We start from the raw sequence: 17,940 nt of genomic DNA, 5'->3' as shown, positions 1-17,940 counted from the left end.
CAGCAAACGCTGCCCGAAGGATTCGAGCTGGGCGCCCCCGCAAAAAGCGTTTTACTCTTTGTTGAGGGAGATTTGCTTAGAATGACTAGGCTACTTCTCCCTCGCCGCGATTAAAACGCTTTTGACTAGGCGTCCCCATCCGAACAAAATTTAACCACGAAAGGTCAACACGCCCTAGCAACATACACACTTTAGTTGGATAATACTGGCTCAATAAGACGACGATAAGACAGGGATGTATGGAAATTACGCCGAATGAACGCGATGCAGTATATAAAACGATTTTTTCTCGCCGAGATGTTCGTGGTCAGTTTCTTCCAGAAGAGATCCCTGACGATGTGTTGATGCGTGTGTTAACTGCAGCGCACCATGCTCCTAGCGTTGGCTTTATGCAGCCTTGGGATTTTGTCGTTGTCCGTGATATCGAAACTAAGCAACAAATCAAAGCCGGTTTTAATCAAGCACATGCCGAATCAGCGGAAATGTTCGCCGATGAAAAACAGGCGATGTATAAGCGACTAAAGCTTGAAGGTATTGTTGAATCACCTATCGGAATCTGCGTGACTTGCGATCGCAACCGAACCGGAAAAGTAGTTTTAGGCAGAACCATCAAACAAGAGATGGATCTGTACAGCACCGTGTGTGCGGTTCAAAACTTGTGGCTCGCGGCAAGAGCTGAAAACCTTGGGTTAGGTTGGGTGAGCATTCTCCATGATTCTGTCCTGCGAGACGCACTCGATATCCCGGAAAACATCGATATTGTGGCGTACCTGTGTATTGGCTACGTTGATCACTTCAAAGATAAACCAGAACTTGAAACCATGGGGTGGCTACCAAGAAGAGACGTCAACTCGGCGATTCATGAAGGTAAGTGGAATGCAGAGCAAATAGCGAATCCGGTGGAGGATTAATCTCCCACTTATTTTTGTCACTGAATATGCACGATCAGTGATTATTTTGTTTGCTAAAAGAGGTGTTTATAAATTAAGTTGGATCTTGATATTATTTATATCAACAGTTTCATAAAGCATATTCCAACTTGAACGAGTAAATAGACCTCCCATTTGGGTTACAGCTATTCTCGTTCCTCTAGACGCTTAATTCGGATATCCATTGAACGACGCTAACTTACGTAGACTTCAACAGCTTATTGCAAAGTATGAATTAGGTGAAGAGTATCACCTAACGATCGATGATCTAGAACACTCGTTATCGACGTCTCGCAGAAACACTTCGATCATTCTTAAATGCTTATCGGAATATCGCTGGATTTGTTGGATTCCGTCTAAAGGAAGAGGGAAGCTTAGCCAATTTAGAATTTTGGTCAGCTTTCCCGAAGCATTAGAACAAGTGTTAGCGCTTCAGTTAGAACAAGGGTGCTTTAACGTTATTCCTCGTCTTCTAGAAAGCTATGGTGATGCTGCAATAAAGGCACTGACGCTAGCGACTGAAAAGCATAGTCTGTTCAATCAACAACATGACCATTTGCTGATCACTCAATATCCGTGGGTCGATAACCTTGAGCCAGCAAAAACATACCGAACCGCCGAACATCACATCTTAAGAAGTCTCTACAATACGTTACTCGTCCAAGATCATGAGGGAAATCCCCAAGCGAGCCTTGCGCACCATTGGAAGATGGAAGGGCGCTTTCTGCATTTTTGGTTGAGACCGAATGTGTTATTCCACGACGGTGAAACTTTAACGGCTAAAGATGTTGCTCAATGTTTGTTGCAGCTAAAAAATATCGAAGGTCCGGTACAGTCTTTATTTGATCAGGTCAGTGATGTTCAAGTTGTGGGTGATAAACAACTGACTATTGAGCTAACACACGCAAACCCAATGTTTCTCTATGCATTGAGTAGTCCTCACGCGTCTATTTACCGTTGCAAGCGTACTTATTTTTCGAGCGGTCGCAGTGCCTATATTGGAACTGGTCCTTTCTCATTAGATGATTGGAGCGAAGAGCGCTTGGTTCTTAAACGTCACCGAGGTTACTTTGCTCAAAATGCCTTGTTAGAACAGATAACGCTCACCGACATAGAAGGTTTGAATGACCACACTCTGAGCTTTAATCAATCTGGTGTTGCTGAAGAAACCACTATCAATGCACTTTCGTATCTTGCGGTTAATCGTAGAGAAAACTCGGGCATAACCCCTGAAGAACTCGATAGGCTGGTATCGTTTATCAAGTCCAGCAGTAAAGTGTTTGATGTTGATATGGTGACGGATGATCTGTCTTTCTCGCCGAGTAAATTAACATGCAGCAATCCCATTCCTATTTTGACGGGCACTGTTGTGTTAACACGACCTAGAATGACGATTCCTTTACTTCAAGAGATGGCTGACTGGCTGCAACAAACGATTGCAAAGACAGGTGTCGTTATTGAAGTTGTTGAGCTTCCCAATATCAGTGACCCTAGCTCCATGAGTGAATCGGCAGACCTGTTATTCATTGAAGAAGTTATCGAACAGCCAGCCGATTATGGCCTTTACGATTGGCTACTTGCTTCCTCTGGGCTCAGATTCATTTTCAACAATTCTGAGATGAAGGCGCATTGCAAGAGAGTTAGAGCCGCTGTGAGTGGCGAGAACCCGATGATCGACTTGAAAGAGATTGAAGATTCGCTTTATCAACAGAAGTTACTTTGTCCGTTATTTCACGGCAAAGAGAAGGTTTTTAATAGTGTTGAGGTTCATGGCGTAGAGATTAACCAAACCGGTTATAGTGACTTTTATAAGCTTTGGATAGCTTCGAGCGAGAAGTAAATAGTCCAATTTTAACCCCATTTCCCCATCTTTTAGTTTCTGTTCAAAATGAAAACATGCACGAATCGGCTATCACCCTTTCGTGTTTCTTTCTAATGCTAATCGCTATTATGGCTGGCTATGACTACCACAGTCATTTCCGGTCATCCCCCCAATGACAATTCCATTTATAATGTATTTCATTAGGATCTAATCGAATGAAACTTAAGCTTATTTCTATCGCACTTATAGCTGGTGGCCTTACGGCTTGTGGCGGAGGAGGCGGTGGTAGCAACACAAGTGCTCCTGCTCCTCAAACGAGAACCTTACAAGGTGTCGCCATTGACGGGTATATTTCCGGGGCGACCGCGTTTCTAGATATCAATTATAATGGCGTATTAGATGAAGGTGAGCCTAGCAGTATCACGGACCATGAGGGCAGCTATGAGCTATCTTTGACGGGCTCTAACTCAGACTGTATGGACTACGCTCCAATCGTAGTGAATGTGCCAGTGGGCGCTATTGATGCGGACAGCCCAAATTCACCGATTACTGAACCTTATCAGTTAATATTTCCGCCAGTCATGACGGTGAGTTCTGAGCAAGAAATTAAGTCGACTACGCCACTTACGACCGTGTTATGGAATCAGATCCAAGCCGACTTGTATAAAGGTGGTTTAAACAGTTGTTCTGCTTTGAAGCAAGCCGTGAACACCCAAAATAGTATTATCCAAAATGTGAAAGAGCATGACTTCCGAATTGCGAACCGATACAACATCGCAGTCGAGGACTTGTATGGTGATTTCGTTAAAGATCAAAACACTGAGCTCTACGATTTAGCGCAGAAGATGATGCCTGCCATTAAAAAGTCGTATCAAGAGACCAAAGAGATTCAAAAAGAGAACCCAACAGCCCAGCAAGCTTATGTTGACTATTACTGGCAGCATTGGGACTACGCCAAGAAGAACGAAATTAATAAGTGGTATAAAGTTAAAACAGTGATGACTGCGGACAAGCTGATTGTCATTGAACATGAAGTTTCAGCCGACCTGCAGACAGAACTGGCGTTAAGTGAACATTTTGAGCGTAATGGTCAGAAGAAAGATGGCTTAGAGTATGACAAAGCAGCTTTGTTCTCATTGAATAGTGATGGAACGGAATATTCATGTTCAGTGAAAGAGACCATCAAGCAGCAGGTTCTGCCTAACTCATTGACTACTTTTGGTGTGATTAACCGTAGCGGGTCTCAACAACCTGATTGGGACAGCTGTTCTCGTCAAGACGTTGGTGCGGGCTTTATGCAAACCTTGACGGCAGATCTTGTCGGTGACTACAAAGACCAGTTTACCCAAGTACAAGCGAAATTTAATTTTGAGAATAACGCACCACATCCAGAGTGGGTTAATCTTGGTGATTCGTTAGATAATGTGTCGCGCAGCGACTTTGATGCGCTCAACTATCTATCGGTAGATTTTAATGACAATAGTTCATATGGCTCTGACAGCTGGAACCGACATAAGTATGCGCACATTGAAAATACGCCGTTTGATTATACTCAAACGATAACGTCTAGATATTCTCAAGGTAACTGGACTAAAGGTTATTATTACCAAAATGGAACAAGTCGATTTGAGTGTTCAGATGATGGTGTGAACTGGTCAAAAGAGACTTGCACGTAACGCTGACGAAGTCGTGACTTAATAACTCTAGATACCTTTATGCAATAAAAAAATCCAGTGTCGACAAGACACTGGATTTTTAGTTTTGGTTGATTGCGATCTAGCTTTGTTTTATCGAAAGCGCTTAAGCGATCTCAATCTTCTCAGCTTGGTTCTGCTCTACCATTGATAGTGCTAGCGCTTCTGCAGCCTTAATGCCGTCGATACCAGCAGACAGGATGCCGCCTGCGTAGCCTGCACCTTCACCAGCGGGGAAGAAGCCCTTAAGGTTGATGCTTTGGAAGTCTTTGCCACGTTTGATGCATACAGGAGAAGACGTACGAGTCTCAACACCGGTTAGTAGGCCGTCTGGCGTAGAGAAACCTTTGATCTTCTTCTCGAACGCTGGGATTGCTTCACGAATCGCTTCGATAGCAAAATCAGGCAGCGCTTTTGAAATATCAGTCAGGTGGATACCCGGCGTGAATGACGGTTGTACTTCACCGATTGCACTTGGATCGCGACCTTTCAAGAAGTCACCGATTTTCTGAGCGGGTGCATCGTAGTTTTCACCACCAAGAACATAGGCGCCGCTTTCTAGCTCACGCTGTAAACGGATACCAGCCAGTGCGTCACCTGGGTAATCACGCTCTGGGTCGATACCTACAACGATTGCGCTGTTTGCGTTACGTTCTGCACGAGAGTATTGGCTCATGCCGTTAGTTACTACGCGGCCTTCTTCAGACGTTGCCGCTACTACAGTACCGCCTGGGCACATACAGAAGCTGTATACAGTGCGGCCATTCTTACAGTGGTGAACCAGTTTGTAGTCCGCAGCACCTAGGATTGGGTTGCCTGCGTTCTTACCGAAACGAGCTTCATCGATCATTGATTGCTTGTGTTCGATACGGAAACCAACAGAGAAAGGCTTCGCTTCCATATAAACGCCGCGATCGTACAGCATTTCAAATGTGTCACGAGCACTGTGGCCAACAGCCAATACCACGTGACGAGATTTGATCTCTTCACCGTTAGAAAGCGTTAGGCCAGTGATTTGACCATCTTCCATATGAACGTCGTCAACACGAGTGCTGAAACGGATTTCACCGCCGAGTTCAATGATAGAAGCGCGCATCTTTTCGATCATGGTAACCAGTTTAAAGGTACCGATGTGCGGCTTACTTACGTATAGAATTTCTTCTGGTGCACCCGCAGCAACGAACTCTTCAATTACTTTACGGCCGTAGTGCTTTGGATCTTTAACTTGGCTGTATAGCTTACCGTCCGAGAATGTGCCTGCGCCGCCTTCACCAAACTGCACATTTGATTCAGTGTTCAGTGTACGCTTACGCCAGAAACCAAAGGTATCTTTAGTACGCTCACGAACTTCTTTACCGCGCTCAACGATGATTGGGTTGAAACCCATTTGAGCAAGCACTAGGCCAGCGAATAGACCACATGGGCCAAAGCCGATAACCACAGGGCGCTCAGTTTGGTTCTCAACCGCTTTAGCAACAAACTTGTACTCCATATCAGGAGTCACTTTTACGTGCGGGTCGCTAATGAATTGTTCTAACAACTCAGCTTCGTTTTCAACGAGAACGTCAAGCGTGTAGATAAGTAAGATCTTTGATTTCTTACGAGCATCGTAGCCACGTTTAAAGATATTAAAAGAGAGTACCTGATCAGAGTTAATCCCAAGTTTCGCTTCAATAGCGTCTTGAATCGCAGACTCTTCATGGTCTAGTGGGAGTTTAATTTCGGTTAAACGTATCATTTCGATGTCTCGTTTTTATAGGTGTCTTAGCTAGATCGTTTCTCAATACAGAGTTTGATGGAAACACTGATGTTCGAAGAAGCGATAAGCTCACAATGGCGCGCATTTTACGAGAAATTGATTTATCTGTCATACTAATTTGGAAACATGGAGCAAATAGACACGATATTAGAGCCGTATGATGTTGAATTTTGCTTTGGGATGAGTATTATCCCCCATTCTTCAATTTTGACTAACTTATAGAGCAGAGCATCATGGCATTTGTCGTAGGCGATAATTGTATTCAATGTAAATACACAGACTGTGTGGCAGTGTGCCCCGCAGATGCGTTCCATGAAGGCCCAAATTTCATGGTAATCAATCCAATCGAATGTATTGATTGTGGCTTGTGTGTACCTGAATGTGATGCTCAAGCAATCTTCCAAGAAGATGAACTGCCAGAAGATCAAAAGATCTTTATCGAAGTGAACGCAGAGCTTGCTGAGATTTGGCCTGTGCAAACGGAAGTAAAAGCACCAATGGATGACGCTGAAAAGTGGAATGGTGTAGCTGATAAGTTGGCAATGCTAGAAAAGTAATTCTGTTACTTGAAATAAACCGTCCTCAAAAAAGATCCCCAACTCAGTCGTCCCTCCTTCTTGAGGATGACGGCTGAAGTAAACTTTACCTCGATTCTCTTTTTTACGTCATTCCCTACTGTGAGGGACGAGCAAGATAGGGAATCTTGCTCTTTGTATCCGCTAAATCTGGCTAGCTGTTTCTCTTGAATCGATTAGCTGTGCTGACGACGCATGTTGTCGAGAATGATGCCAGTCGCCATTGCAACGTTCAAAGACTCTGCGCCACCGAATGCTGGAATCGTAATCTTATCTGTCACGTATTTAGCGGCGTGTTCACGAATACCGTGAGACTCGCTGCCCATAAGCAAAATGCCATTTGCAGTGAAGTCAGTCTTATGAACACTTTCGCCTTCTAAAAATGCACCGTAAACCGGTAGGTTCGCTTGCTCTAAGTATGCGGGTAAGTCTGTTTGGCTTACGTGCACGCGGCCAAAGCTGCCCATAGTCGCGCTGATCGTTTTAGGGCTGTATGGGTCTGCGCAATCGCTGCTCGCAACAATATGCTTGATGCCATACCAGTCTGCTACGCGAATAATCGTACCTAGGTTGCCAGGGTCTGAAACACCATCAAGTGCAATCATCAGTCCTGTTGCTTCTGGTAGCTCAAACGTTGGGATCTCAACAACCGCAATCGCGGCATTGTTGCTTACCAAAGTACTCGATTTGGTTAGGTCATCCAGCGAGGCTTCAACACAATCAAACTCAATCAGTGAAGCATGATTTTCAGATAAGAAATCAGTGGTAGCAAAGACGTTCTTCACCACTAAGTCACTATTGAACAGCTCAAGAACGTTCTTTTCACCTTGAACTAGAAACAGGCCGTGGGCTTTACGTTGTTTCTTTTGGCCCAAAGCACGAAGGAGTTTTAATTGGTTTTTTGAAATCATGTTTTTATCCTAGATATAAGCCCGCGCATTATAGAGCAAAGGTTGGCGAACCAAAAGCGTGATGACTCAATACGATCTACATAAAAAGCAAAAGCAACTCACTTAAAAAAGAAAAGCGCACTAAATAGCGCGCTCTTATGGGATTAACTCACCTAAGTTAAGCTGAACTGACAGCCTAATACGGAGCCGGGTAGCGTTTAAATACTGTGTTGATATCAGTCAGGATCTCTTCTGATAGCGGTTTACTGAAAGCGGCTACGTTCTCTTTTAGCTGCTCCATCGTAGTTGCACCAATGATGGTGGACGTCACCCCATCAACTTGATTACACCAAGCCAATGCCAGTTGGCTCGGAGTGAACCCATGAGCATTCGCCACTTCAACATAGCCTTTAACCGCTTCGTTGGCAGATTCAGTGTCACGGAAAATGCCTTTACGTTGCATGTAAGTCCAACGGCTGCCTTCAGGTCTTGCGCCATCAATGTACTTTCCACTCAACATGCCTGCAGCTAAAGGTGACCATGGCAGATAAGCGACATCTTCATGCACACAGTTCTCAATCAGATATGGCCAGTCTTTTGCGTGCAGTAGGCTAAATTCATTCTGAATCGAAACCATACGTGGCAAATCGTGTTTTTCACTCAGCTTGAGGTATGTGTTAATGCCCCAAGTAGAATCATCTGAAAGCCCGACATGGCGAATTTTCCCCGCCTTAATACAGCTTGCCAGTGCTTGTAGGATTTCCAACATCTCAGCTTCATGCTGCTTTCGGTCAATATCACTGAATCGAATGTGATTCGGGAAATGCTTACCAAAGTGAGGCGTTGTACGATTTGGCCAATGAAGTTGGTAAAGGTCGATATAGTCTGTTTGTAGGCGCTTTAATGATGCATCAACGGCTGCGATTACGGCTTCACCTGTTATCGGCCCACCATCTCGAACCCAAGGAAGTCCAGGCCCGGCAATTTTGCTTGCGATGATCAACTCTTGGCGACGCTGTGGGTTACGCGATAACCAGTTGCCAATGATCGCTTCTGTTTTGCCGTAGGTGTCTGGAGAAGGTGGAACCGCGTACATCTCTGCGGTATCGATAAAGTTAATACCTTGGCTTAATGCGTATTCGATCTGTTGGTCGGCTTGCTGTTGCGTATTTTGTAGCCCCCAAGTCATGCTGCCAAGACAGATACGGGAAACGGGAATTTGACTACTTCCTAGCTTTGAATATTCCATTGAATTCGGGGTTCCTGTGGTTAGGTTCTCTGGTACTCGCATTATAGTTTTGAAAAGAGGGCGAGTGAGGAATGAAAACGAATATGAATTATTAGCACAAAATGACACGACAAGGTATGGCATCGGGGAGTTTAGTGAGTCATTTCTCAGCGCTGCAAGCTAGTGTGTGCAATGCGTGAAAATACATTCGCGAGAAACTATGAGCCAATTGGTGAGCGAGAAGTGAAGAACAACAAGCAATGAGTGAAGGTTTAATGTTCAGCTTGTTTGGGAGTAGGGGAGAGGATAACCGATCAAAAATAAAAAAGCTCTACAGGATAGAGCGTAGAGCTTTTTTATAGGGGTCTTAATAGTGCTAGGTATTCATTGAGTTACGAGGTCGCGTTTGTGTCTAATCCACCCTGGATCTGCGCCTGTCTTAGAGCTTCCTGCCTTTGAACTTCTTTCTCAGTTAATACTGGTTGAAGCGTTTCCTCAGAGGCTTGAGGAGAGAAAATGAAATATTTATTAATCGTCATAACTGTGTCTCCGTGTAACGTATGACAGATTCTGCATCAAGGATAAATTGTGATCATCATCCACTTTGTACTTTTTTTAGGCTGAGAGCGGAGGGCGTAGAATGCGTACAAAGCGATCTCTTATCATCCGTATGCAATGTTGAACTGACGAAACCCTCTGTTTTCAAGTATAGGAAGTGCATCTAATTTCGCACAATAATGATTTAGAGCAATTACATACATGGTCAGGGGCGTAAGATGAAAAACCTCGCTACTGACTCTGTGTTTGTATTTATTTAACGATGCATCGCTTATCGGCATAATAGTCAGTAAATCAATTACTTAATCCATGGTGAGATGAATTATGGAAAAGCTTGTAGAACGTTTTCTGAATTACGTTACTTTTGATACCAAATCCGATCCTTCTAATCAGCAATGCCCAAGTTCACCGGGTCAAATTACCTTTGCTGAAGCCTTAAAGTTAGAATTGGTGGCATTAGACTTAGTTGATGTGTCTTTAGATGACAATGGATACTTGATGGCGAAACTGCCGTCGAATGTCGATTATCCAGTGCCTGCGATTGGCTTTGTGGCACACATGGATACCGCTCCTGACGCATCAGGTGCCAACGTGAAACCGCAAGTGATTAAAGATTACCGAGGTGGAACGATTGAATTAGGTGAAAGTGGCGAGAGTTTGAGCCCAAGCCAATACCCAGACCTTGATTCTTTACATGGTCACGACCTGATTACGACTGACGGCACAACTCTGCTTGGTGCCGACAACAAAGCGGGCATCGCTGAAATCATCAGTGCAATTGCTTACCTGAAAGCGAATCCAGACATCAAACACGGCGACATCTGCATTGGTTTCACGCCGGATGAAGAGATTGGTCGCGGTGCGAACCTGTTTGATGTTGAAAAGTTTGGCGCCGAGTGGGCGTACACCATCGATGGTGGCCCAGTAGGGGAGTTGGAATTTGAGAACTTTAATGCCACGAGCGCCGATGTTATTTGTCATGGCGTGAACGTTCACCCGGGTACCGCAAAAGGTAAAATGGTGAACTCGATGAACATTGCAGCGCAATTCCAATTGATGATGCCTGCGCAAGAAACACCAGAGTGCACAGAAGGTTATGAAGGTTTTTACCACCTGAAATCGGCGGAAATGGGTGTGGCTCGATCTGAACTGGGATACATCATCCGTGATTTTGAACGTGAGGGTGTAGAAGCGCGTAAGGCATTCATGCAGCAGAAAGTGGATGAGCTGAATGAGCGTCTTGAGAAAGGCCGTGTTGAGCTGGTGCTAACCGATAGCTACTTCAACATGAAAGAGATGGTTGAACCGCATCAACATATTATCGAATTGGCCAAGCAAGCGATGATTGAGTGCGATGTTGAGCCAATGATCAAGCCTATCCGAGGTGGTACAGACGGTGCTCGTTTATCTTTCATGGGACTACCATGTCCGAATATCTTTACTGGTGGCTACAACTTCCACGGTATTCATGAGTTCATTACCATTCAAGGTATGGAGCAAGCGGTAAAAGTGATTGTCGAATTGTCTCAACGTACAGCGACGCATTACCAAAAATAGAGCATCAGAGCGTTATATCTCTTTGTATTTTTGAGAGTATTCAATAATACTCTCTTTAAGCATAAGGGAGTACGCGATGAAAAAGTTAGTTTTACTTTGCACCCACTTAGCCGTGGGTGCTTTTGGTTTTGGGCTGGGTGTTTACGCATTACCTATCTTGATTGAGCCTGATTCTCCTTCCTCAAGTTCTGTTGAAGCGATCAGTGAGCAGGCTATCTACACGGGTGAGTTCACTAAAGATCGACAAGACAGTGATTTCTTGCACTGGGGAGAAGGCATCGTCTCAGTATCTGAAAGTGCGATCGCTTTTGAAGGTGAATTGGCGCCGGGGCCTGATTACAAGGTTTACCTCTCACCTAAGTTCATTGAAACCGAGCAAGCTTTCAATGACAGCAAGAATGAGTTGCTGAGAGTCGGAGATGTGAAAACATTCGACCGCTTTATGGTTGAGCTTCCCGAAGGTACTGATCTTAATCGATTTAATACGGTTGTGATTTGGTGTGAAACTTTTGGCCAATTTATTACTTCTGCCAAGATAAAATGATAGCCTTAGCTTGGCTAATACCAGAATGAAATCGAGCGCTCAACAATCGAGCGCTCAACAATCGAGCGCTCAACAATTGAGCGCTTTTTCATAGCGAAGTCTCCGCTAATTGTTGTAAAGCTCGTCGTTATAAAGCTAAAGGAATAAGTAATGGAAAAGTTGTGGCAAGTAATTGATTTTCTACTCGCTCATAAGTTTATTTTTAGTGCGTTGATTATTACTATTATTTTAATCATTCGCCGAATCACCTTATCTCAAATAAGAGGTGATGTTGCTTTCCTTAGCGAAGACCAACGTAACTGGATGTCACGAACCAAAAACGGCACATTCGCGATTATTGTTGTGACGTTATTTGTGCTGTGGAAATCCGAAATCAGCGAGTTTGCGCTGTCGGTAACAGCCATTGCTGTTGCTATAGTTGTCGCATCTAAAGAGATCATTTTGTGTTTCACTGGTTCTATTCAACGTGCGAGTTCTCGCTCATTTAGAATCGGCGACTGGATCGAAGTGGGTAAAATCAGCGGTGAGGTGATTGAGCACAATTTGATGGCGACTGTGATTCAAGAAATCGATTTGTACCATGGGCAATATCACTTTACTGGCAAGACAGCCACGCTGCCTAATAGTATGTTCTTCACTTATCCGGTAAAGAACCTCAACTTTATGAAGCGCTATGTTTATCATAACTTTTTTGTGACGGTGAAAGACTTTGTAAACCTATACCCTATGGTGCCGGGTCTTATTGTGAAAATTGAAGAGCATTGTGAAGAGTTTATCGATGTTGCTCGCCGTTACAACGGTGTGATCGAAAAGCACGCTGGCGTTGACCTTCCGGGTTCTGAGCCTCACATCCATATCACAAGCAGTTCGACAGGTGAGCAAGAAGTGCACTTTATGATCTTCTGTCCGACCGAAAAAGCGATTCATTTAGAGCAAGATATTCGTAAAGACTTTATGGAAGCGTATGCGGAAGCATTCCCAACGAACGCTTAGTTTGCTCATCAGTTTATAGTGACCAAGCTATAGCCTCAAAACTATAGCACCCAAGCTAGAAGTCCAAACATAAGAAAGCCGAGAGCGATACTATCGAATCTCGGCTTTTTTGTTCTTACTATCTGTTAGCTTAGTCTAGGTCAGCGAGTGGTAACCAATCCACTTGTACACCAGCTTGCTCAAACATATCTTGGCTAACTTTAATCTTGTCGCCCCAGCGAGAAAGGAAATCTTCACTTTGCTCTGGGCAATGTACCGCTGAAATACCTGTTTGGATGATTTTTGCAGCACAGTTTGGACAAGGGAAATGCGTCACCCAGATTTCGCAGCTGTCCAAATCACGTTTAGCAAATAAAATTGCATTTTCTTCAGCGTGAAGCGTCTTGAGGTACTTCATCTCTCTGTCATCAGTATCCGCACTATCAGACACGCCATGTGGGTAGCCATTAAAACCAACAGAAACGATGCGGTTGTGCTTAGTGATTACGGCGCCGACTTGAGTTGAAGGATCTTTACTCCAAGAACCGACCAATTCCGCCATTTGATAGAAACGTTTAGCCCATTTTGAAATCATGAGAATTCCTTAACAATTAAATGTGAATGCTTATCTGTCTGACAATACATTATGTTAGACAATATCCATAGAGAACAAAAGCTGAGAGATTGATTTACTTAGGAATTGTAGCGTGTTTGTAATCACTTTATAAGCACTTGGTTTCAATTAACATATTGATACACTTTGGCCGGTTATAATTGATATTCCTCGGACAATGGTAACAGAGGTGTTACGTAAATTTTATGCTGTTCAAATACTAATAAGTGACGGTATAACCATGCGTAAAAAGTTGATCCTTACTGCTCTTGCAAGCTCTCTTATTCTTGCTGGGTGTGGGCAAGATGCTCAAAATGCCAAGCAAGCACCTTTACCTCTCGTAGCTGTACAGGATGTTAGCGTTGTTTCTCACCAGCAAAGTAAGTCGTATATCGGTCGTATAGAAGCCGTTGAAGACACGGCTATTACAGCGCAGGTTTCTGGCTACCTACAAAGCCGTCATTTCAATGAAGGCCAAATGGTTGAAAAGGGTCAATTGCTTTACTCGATTGAACCTTCTTCGTTTGAAGCCGAAGTAGCAAGCGCAAAAGCGTCTGTTGCTCAAGCGAACGCGAACCTTAAAAAAGCTGAGCTTGATTTTAATCGTGGTAAAAACCTACTCCCGAAAGGCAGCATCTCTCAATCCGAATTCGATGCATTAACCGCAAACTTGTTAGGTTCTCAAGCACAGCTTGAAGCAAGCCAAGCACAGCTAAATGCTGCGAATGTTCAGCTTTCTCATACCAAAATCATCGCGCCTTTCTCTGGCCGTATTAGCGATACCAAAGTGAGCACGGGTGATCTGGTTTCACCGTCTTCAGGTGTGCTGACGACTTTGGTTAGCCTAGACCCAATCCACGCATCGTTCAGCATCAGTGAGCGTGAGCGTATTGAGCTAGGTATGGACCGCATTGAAGGCGATGGCAGCAGCGACTCTGCAGGTGTTGAAGTTCAGATCATGCTTGAAAATAGTGAAGCGTTCGAACATCTAGGTCAGCTTGACTTCTTGGGCAACCGTATCAACCTCAATACTGGTACGATCGCGATGCGCGCGATTGCCGATAACCCGAATCAGCAACTACTTCCAGGCCAACACGTTCGCGTTGATCTACGTGAAAAACAACCTATTGATGTTGTGACTATTCCTCGTCGCGCAGTGCAGACCGACCTCGAAGGTGACTTCGTGATGGTATTAGTTGAAGGCGAAGCCGAACCCGTTGCTGAGCGCAGAAACATCGAGATGGGTCGCCAGATTGAAGGTGGCGTGATTGTTCATTCTGGATTAGAGAAAAACGACGCGGTCATCACTCAAGGCCTACAGCGTGTACGTAATGGTATGTCTGTTCGTATTCAAGCTTCTGCTGAACAAGCTGAGTAAGGGGACTATTTATGTTAAGTCGTTTCTTTATTCAAAGGCCTAAATTCGCCCTTGTTATATCCATAATCTTAACGCTGGCGGGTGCGATTTCTCTCGCTATCTTGCCAGTGGCTGAATATCCAAAAATTAGTCCACCGTCGGTTAGTGTTTCGGCATTCTACACGGGCGCAAGTGCTGAAGTGGTGGAACAGGCGATAGCCGACCCCATAGAAACGTCGGTTAACGGCGTAGAAGATATGATCTACATGTCTTCTAAAAGTGCTAACGATGGTTCATACAACCTTAACGTGACCTTTGATGTTGGTACTGATCCAGATATGGCTCAGGTCAACGTTCAGAACCGAGTTGCTCAGATCGAATCGAAGCTTCCACAAGAAGTAAGAATGGTGGGTGTAACGGTTAAGAAGCGTTCTCCGGACCTGTTGATGGTATTGAACTTCTATTCGCCAAACGGTGAGTACAACGACCAATTCCTGATCAACTACGTGAACTTGAACATTAAAGACCAGCTGGCTCGTGTGAAGGGCATCAGTGAAGTTAACGTATTGGGTGGTGGCGAATACGCGATGCGTGTTTGGTTAGATCCTGAGAAAATGGCTAACCTCAATATAACCACCTCTGACGTGAATCGCGCCTTGGCTGAACAGAACGTTCAAGTAGCAGCTGGCCGTATTGGTGCAGCACCTTACGACAATGCACAAGAAGTGCAGTTCAACTTGGTAACCAAAGGTCGACTAGAAACGGCTGATGAGTTTGAAAATGTTGTGCTTCGCGCTAGCCAAGATGGTTCAACGGTTTACTTAAAAGACATCGCACGTGTTGAGCTTGGTAAAAAGTTCTACGACGGCAATGGTAAATACCGTGGTCAAGACGCTTCAATCGTAACGCTGTCACTTCAATCAGACGCTAACGCGCTGGAAAGTGGTAAAGCGGTAATGGCGATGCTGGACAATCTAAGCAAAAACTTCCCCGAAGGCGTTGCTTATGAGGCGAGCTATGACACGACAGTATTCGTTGCTGAGTCGATCAAAGGGGTAGTAAAGACCTTAATCGAAGCTATCTTGCTGGTTATTGCGGTAACGTACCTGTTCTTGGGTAGTGCGCGTGCAACCTTGATTCCTGTGGTTGCGATTCCGGTATCTTTGATTGGTACCTTTGCAATCATGCAGATGACGGGGTTCACCATCAACACGGTAACTCTGTTTGGTTTGATACTAGCGATTGGTATCGTAGTAGATGATGCGATCTTGGTTATCGAGAACGTTGATACCACGATGGCTAAAGACCCAGCCATTTCACCGCGTAAAGCAACGCTCATCGCGATGAAAGAAGTAACGGGTCCGATTATTACTTCTACATTGGTTCTGTTAGCAGTATTCATTCCAGTAGCGATGCTGCCAGGTATCACCGGCATCATGTATCGTCAGTTCGCTCTGACTATCTGTATTGCGGTTGTTATCTCTTCTATTAACGCACTAACGCTATCACCAGCATTGTGTTCATTGGTTCTTAAACAGGGCGGTGGTAACACAGCACGTTGGTACCAAGCGTTTAACCGTGGTCTTGAATCCGTAACCAACAAATACGGTCAAATTGCAGGCTTCCTTGTGAAAAAGGGTGTTCTACTGTTTACCTTCTTTGTTGTGGCACTAGCGGCGGTAACTTACTTCGCGAAAACTACGTCTACGGCATTTGTACCTCAAGAAGATAAAGGCATCTTGCTGGTTAACGTGCAGCTTCCTGACGCGGCATCACTGTCTCGTACAGAAGATGTGACTGAGCAATTGCTAGAGATGGTTGAGCAAGAGCCGGGTGTTGATGGTGTGACACTGGTAAACGGTTATGCATTCATGACGGGCGCTTCTGCTTCGAATGGTGCGTCGCTATTTATCAAACTGCATGATTGGGATATGCGTAACGCACTGGACGGTCAACACTCAGCGCAAGCTATCTCACAGCGTATTAACGGTCGAGCAGCAACAGAATTGCCTCAAGCGATTGTATTTGCAATGGGACCTCCAGCAGTACCGGGTATGGGTGCAGCGTCTGGTTTTGAGTTCGTTCTTGAAGATACATTAGGTCGTAGCCGTACTGATCTAGCGATGGTTATGAATGACGTGATTGCTGAGGCCGCAAAACAGCCTGAAATTTCACATACATTCAGTACCTTCCGTGCCAATGTACCGCACTACTATGTCGACATTGACCGTGAGAAAGCGCAGCAACTTGGTATTCCGTTGTCGGAAATCTTCCAAACACTACAAGGTAACCTAGGTTCTCTGTACGTGAATGATTTCACCATGTTTGGTAAGAACTTCCGCGTAACCATGCAAGCTGACAGTGAACACCGTAGCAGCATGGACGACCTACAACGATTCCACGTTCGTTCGTCTAATGGCGAGATGATCCCGTTAAGCACATTGGTGACTTACGACCAGATCTTTGAACCGGATGTAGCATGGCGTTACAACATGTACCGCAGTGCGGTGATTCAAGGTCAACCTGCAGAAGGTTACTCAAGTGGTGATGCGATTGCGGCAATGGAACGCGTAGCTGCAGAAGTATTGCCTCAGGGTTATCAGTACGAATGGACAGGCATGGCTTACCAAGAAGTACTAGCAGGTAACCAAGCGATCTTTGCTTTCGCACTGGCTCTGATCTTCATCTATCTGTTTATGGTGGCTCAATACGAGAGTTGGACAATACCGATTACGATTATCCTCGTGGTACCTGTCGCAACCTTAGGCTCCTTCTTAGCGTTGAATCTAACGGGCACACCGTTGAACCTATATGCACAGATTGGTTTGGTTCTCTTGATAGCCTTGGCCGCGAAGAACGCAATCTTGATTGTGGAATTCGCAAAGGTTGAGCGTGAAGAGAAAGACGCACCGATTGAAGATGCGGCGGTGAAGGGCGGTACGTTACGTTTCCGTGCTGTGAACATGACGTCTTGGTCGTTCATCTTAGGTATCTTCCCGCTTATCTTTGCTGCGGGCGCAGGTCACGTGAGTCAGAACTCTCTGGGTATTTCACTGATCGGCGGTCTGTTATGTGTATTACTGGCGGGTACGTTCCTAATCCCTGGCTTCTACGCATTCGTGCAACGTAAGCGTGAGAAAGCACACGGTGGTAATACCAAGCTGGTTCCGCTTGATGACGAATAGGGATTGAGTGTCTTGTAAGATTTGTCTCTTGCAAGACCAACCCTTGGGGAATTAAATCCTTGTAAAAACTAAGGCTTAGCATCGCGCTAAGCCTTTTTTATTCCACTTATGAATAAAAACGCCTTTTATATAAACAAATGTTTGTTATGTGATAGAGCTAACACTCTAATTTGGGTTTTGTAATAAAATGATGTTTTATTGGTAAGTGTATGTTTAATATGATTTTAACAAGGTTCAGCTAACGGGTGTATGCTCGA

General features: G+C 44.7%; 14 protein-coding genes. 9 read left to right on the top strand and 5 right to left on the bottom strand.

The genetic code is table 11. The features are described from left to right. The first annotated feature begins 239 nt into the window (after positions 1 to 239). The 3 genes from bluB to AB4484_RS18465 all read left to right on the top strand — a co-directional run bounded on the left by bluB (position 240) and on the right by AB4484_RS18465 (position 4,427). Positions 240 to 911 carry a 5,6-dimethylbenzimidazole synthase gene (bluB, locus tag AB4484_RS18475; RefSeq protein ID WP_372079704.1) on the top strand — a complete coding sequence of 224 codons (672 nt, stop codon included), beginning with the start codon at positions 240 to 242 and terminating at the stop codon, positions 909 to 911. 202 nt (positions 912 to 1,113) lie between these two features. Then, positions 1,114 to 2,769, top strand: coding sequence for an ABC transporter substrate-binding protein (locus tag AB4484_RS18470; RefSeq protein WP_372079702.1), 1,656 nt, complete (start codon positions 1,114 to 1,116; stop codon positions 2,767 to 2,769). A 197-nt stretch (positions 2,770 to 2,966) separates the two neighbouring features. After that, complete coding sequence (locus AB4484_RS18465; RefSeq protein WP_372079700.1) at positions 2,967 to 4,427, top strand: hypothetical protein; 1,461 nt, start codon at positions 2,967 to 2,969, stop codon at positions 4,425 to 4,427. Positions 4,428 to 4,551: 124 nt separating this feature from the next. Here AB4484_RS18465 and AB4484_RS18460 read toward each other — a convergent pair whose 3' ends face one another. Continuing rightward, entirely contained in the window at positions 4,552 to 6,183 is a 1,632-nt protein-coding gene (locus AB4484_RS18460) for an NAD(P)/FAD-dependent oxidoreductase (protein ID WP_048606003.1), read from the bottom strand. Positions 6,184 to 6,437: 254 nt separating this feature from the next. On the opposite strand from AB4484_RS18460, the gene fdxA reads away from it, so the two are divergent. Next, the gene (gene fdxA / locus AB4484_RS18455; RefSeq protein ID WP_010431058.1) at positions 6,438 to 6,761 is read left to right on the top strand and encodes a ferredoxin FdxA; all 324 of its coding nucleotides are present in this window, start codon (positions 6,438 to 6,440) and stop codon (positions 6,759 to 6,761) included. A 194-nt stretch (positions 6,762 to 6,955) separates the two neighbouring features. Here fdxA and AB4484_RS18450 read toward each other — a convergent pair whose 3' ends face one another. From AB4484_RS18450 to AB4484_RS18440, 3 genes are all read right to left on the bottom strand, one after another. Beyond that, the gene (locus AB4484_RS18450; RefSeq protein WP_372079698.1) at positions 6,956 to 7,690 is read right to left on the bottom strand and encodes an RNA methyltransferase; all 735 of its coding nucleotides are present in this window, start codon (positions 7,688 to 7,690) and stop codon (positions 6,956 to 6,958) included. A gap of 175 nt (positions 7,691 to 7,865) precedes the next feature. Further along, entirely contained in the window at positions 7,866 to 8,918 is a 1,053-nt protein-coding gene (locus AB4484_RS18445; protein ID WP_032545660.1) for an aldo/keto reductase, read from the bottom strand. A gap of 371 nt (positions 8,919 to 9,289) precedes the next feature. Further along, a complete protein-coding gene (locus AB4484_RS18440; protein ID WP_017068404.1) occupies positions 9,290 to 9,436 on the bottom strand; it encodes a hypothetical protein in 147 nt (48 codons plus the stop codon). Between the two features lie 343 nt (positions 9,437 to 9,779). On the opposite strand from AB4484_RS18440, the gene pepT reads away from it, so the two are divergent. From pepT to AB4484_RS18425, 3 genes are all read left to right on the top strand, one after another. Further along, entirely contained in the window at positions 9,780 to 11,012 is a 1,233-nt protein-coding gene (gene pepT / locus AB4484_RS18435) for a peptidase T (RefSeq protein ID WP_050644321.1), read from the top strand. A gap of 76 nt (positions 11,013 to 11,088) precedes the next feature. Then, a complete protein-coding gene (locus AB4484_RS18430; RefSeq protein ID WP_081230873.1) occupies positions 11,089 to 11,556 on the top strand; it encodes a DM13 domain-containing protein in 468 nt (155 codons plus the stop codon). Positions 11,557 to 11,706: 150 nt separating this feature from the next. Next, positions 11,707 to 12,549 carry a mechanosensitive ion channel family protein gene (locus AB4484_RS18425; protein WP_050647866.1) on the top strand — a complete coding sequence of 281 codons (843 nt, stop codon included), beginning with the start codon at positions 11,707 to 11,709 and terminating at the stop codon, positions 12,547 to 12,549. Positions 12,550 to 12,679: 130 nt separating this feature from the next. Here the strand turns inward: AB4484_RS18425 and AB4484_RS18420 are convergent, their stop codons facing one another. After that, complete coding sequence (locus AB4484_RS18420) at positions 12,680 to 13,123, bottom strand: dCMP deaminase family protein (protein ID WP_004737813.1); 444 nt, start codon at positions 13,121 to 13,123, stop codon at positions 12,680 to 12,682. A 259-nt stretch (positions 13,124 to 13,382) separates the two neighbouring features. Here AB4484_RS18420 and AB4484_RS18415 point away from each other — a divergent pair, with 259 nt between their 5' ends. Continuing rightward, positions 13,383 to 14,519, top strand: coding sequence for an efflux RND transporter periplasmic adaptor subunit (locus tag AB4484_RS18415; RefSeq protein WP_372079696.1), 1,137 nt, complete (start codon positions 13,383 to 13,385; stop codon positions 14,517 to 14,519). A gap of 11 nt (positions 14,520 to 14,530) precedes the next feature. Next, positions 14,531 to 17,683 carry an efflux RND transporter permease subunit gene (locus AB4484_RS18410; RefSeq protein WP_372079694.1) on the top strand — a complete coding sequence of 1,051 codons (3,153 nt, stop codon included), beginning with the start codon at positions 14,531 to 14,533 and terminating at the stop codon, positions 17,681 to 17,683. The last annotated feature ends 257 nt before the right edge of the window (positions 17,684 to 17,940 follow it).

The organism is Vibrio sp. 10N.261.46.A3 (assembly GCF_041472995.1).
Classification (GTDB): domain Bacteria; phylum Pseudomonadota; class Gammaproteobacteria; order Enterobacterales; family Vibrionaceae; genus Vibrio; species Vibrio coralliirubri.
Note: the sequence above shows the minus strand (reverse complement) of the source record. Positions and strands in the feature narration are given on the sequence as shown.